Here is a 2,574-nt window from a genome sequence, read left to right as displayed (position 1 = left end):
TGAGCCGCTATCTCTCCCCTGCGGTGGCCAGTGAGATTGCCAATCAACCGGAAGAAGCCGATGGCTTGCTGGGGGGGAAGCTGACCGAGGTCGTTGTCCTGATGACCGACATCCGGGGGTTCACGGCCTACACCCAAGCCATGTCCAGCAGCGGCAGGGTGGTCGAGCTGGTGGAGCGGCTGAACGTCTACTTCAGCGAAGTCGTTGAGGCGCTGCACGGGCAAGGCGCCACGGTGGACAAGTTCATCGGCGACGCCACCCTGGCGGTGTTTGGAGCCCCCATCCACCGCGGCAACCAAGTGGAGGCCTCAGCCGCCATCGAAGCCGCACTGGAGATCGAAGCTCGCCTACGCAGCCTCAACCAGACCTGGGAGCAACAGGGCGAGACCAGCTGGCAGCAGGTGATCGTGCTCAGCTTTGGCACTGTGATTAGCGGCAACATCGGCTCCAGCCGCCGCATGGACTACACCGTGATCGGAGATGCGGTGAACACCGCCAGCCGCCTGGAAGCCGTCGCCAAACAGTGCCAGCGGACGATCGTGATGAGTCAGGGGGTCGCCGACTTAGTGCGTGACCAGTGGCCCCTCGAGGACTTGGGCCGCTTCGAGATCCGAGGCCAGACCGCCCAACACGTGTACGCGCTGGCAAGCGTCACCAACCCTGTGCCCAAGGCAGCTGATCGAAGTTGAATGCGTCCACCACAGGGTGCAGTGATGGGTCTCAGCAGACGCCTGATTCAAGGTCTGGCTGTGGCTCCACTGCTCATGGGCAGTGCCCTCGCCGCACCCTTTGACAGCGCCACGGTCCGCCGGATCATCGACGGACGCGAGGTCTACATCGACAAACAACAGGCCAAGGTCAACCAGACGGCCGATCGCGGACAACAAATCAGCACCGGCTCCAGCCGGACTGAACTCCTCTTTGACAAGCGAGCCATCGGCTTCCTGGGTCAGAACAGCCTGATCACCCTGGGCCAGGAGTGTTTCCGCCTGAACAGTGGACGGGTGCTGGTCAATGGTCCTCAGGCCAGCTGCCTCGGCAGCAAGGTCTTGGGCGTTCGCGGCACGACCTATGTGCTCAGCAGCACCGAGGACGGCGGCTACGACCTGGCCGTGCTGACCGGGACCGCGACTGTTGGCGAAGCCGCAGCGATCGAGACCGCGATGGCGGCAGAAGAGGAGATCAATATCCTCTCCACCTACCCGAGCCTGAGCCCCGTGGTCGGTTTGGGATCCAGTGCCTGGGGCAGCAATGCAGGCGGAACCACCCTGGGCCAAGCGGCTGGTCTGGTCCTGGGCGACCTGAGCTTCTTCACGCCGATCATCCAAGAGAACAGCAGTTCCTTGCTGTACAGCTACAGCACGGGATCCAGCAACTTCGATGGCTTCTGGGGTGCCAGCAGCGAAGTGGGCTACACCTGGTACGACCCCAATAACCAAAGCTCCAACACGCTGCTGGTGGGCTACGACGGCTGGCAGATCCCCGGCTGCTTCCACTCCCAGATCGCCGTCGGCGGTCAGATTGAGCGCAACCGCTGGCAGTTCAGTGCCAATGGCGGCATCCCCTCAGACAACTGCGAGGACAGCCTGGGCTTTGCGATCGCGCGGGTGGGCATTCCCGTTGTGAACCTCGGGGAGCGCTCCATCCATCTCTCCCTGGCGCCCTATGTGATGCACGGCCTAGGGAACCAATACGGAGGCGGACGCATCGGGGTGAACGTACCCGTCGGCGATGCCCTGGAGATGAATGTCTACGGGCAGTACGACGAGCTGCTGGACACAGTGGTCGGCGGCCAGATCACCTACCGATTTGCCACGGCCGGTCGGTTTGTTCGCGATCCCAACCTGCCCTCCCCAAGGCAGAAGTCGCCTCTGCCCTGGCAGAACCAGAGCTTCAACAACGGTCAGCCGATTCAGGTCGCCATTGGACGCCAACAGCGGGTGTACAGCGACGTGGGCGAGCAGTTGCTGAGCCAAGCCGGTGAAACCGTGATCGAGGCCGGAGAGGAAGCCAGCTTCAACAGCAATGGCGACCTGATCCGCAAGGGCGCCATCAGCCGTGAACGCTTCTCAGAGCTGGTGGTCAGCAACCTCGAGGGGCAGAACCTCCTCCCCGAGAGCCACGCCATCGCCGAGAGCTACAAGCGTCTCTACGGCTCCACCAGCCCGAGCCTGCAGGCCATTACCGGTGTGGACTGGATGATTGCAGCCCAAACACCCTTCCCAAGACTGCGGGCAGACAACAACCTCGTGATTCCTGAGGACAAGCTGCCGAAGCCTCCCGTGGTTGAACAAGCCGTTCAACAAGACAACAATACGAATACCGAAACATTTACTTATATCTGCGCAAACCCAAATGAAACAGAGTTCAACCCAGGGGTGAAAACCACCGGGGAAGCCACACGCTTTACGACAACCAACAGAGAGAGCACGCCAGCATGCTCCGACCCCTACGCGAAACCACTGTTCCTCTAGAGAATGTGGGGACTTGAGCCGCAACTGAGTGTCGTCCGAGAACGGATGAAGCTCTTGCTTGCATCCCACGGCAACGACCTAACCGCGCGAGAACACCTCG

General features: G+C 61.7%; 2 protein-coding genes. Both read left to right on the top strand.

What is annotated here, in order from left to right; translation table 11 throughout:
- Nucleotides 1-689, top strand: a 689-nt coding sequence (locus tag QZ184_RS11385; RefSeq protein WP_296419741.1) for an adenylate/guanylate cyclase domain-containing protein, incomplete at its 5' end; no start/stop codon positions are given.
- On the top strand, nt 690-2,474 hold the full coding sequence (locus QZ184_RS11380; RefSeq protein ID WP_296419739.1) for a hypothetical protein: 1,785 nt from the start codon (nt 690-692) through the stop codon (nt 2,472-2,474).
- Nucleotides 2,475-2,574: the final 100 nt, after the last annotated feature.

This window comes from Vulcanococcus sp. DEBay_Sum22DG08_74, assembly GCF_017852955.1.
In the GTDB taxonomy this organism is placed as follows: Bacteria; Cyanobacteriota; Cyanobacteriia; order PCC-6307; family Cyanobiaceae; genus Vulcanococcus.
This window is presented reverse-complemented; position numbering and strand designations above follow the sequence as displayed.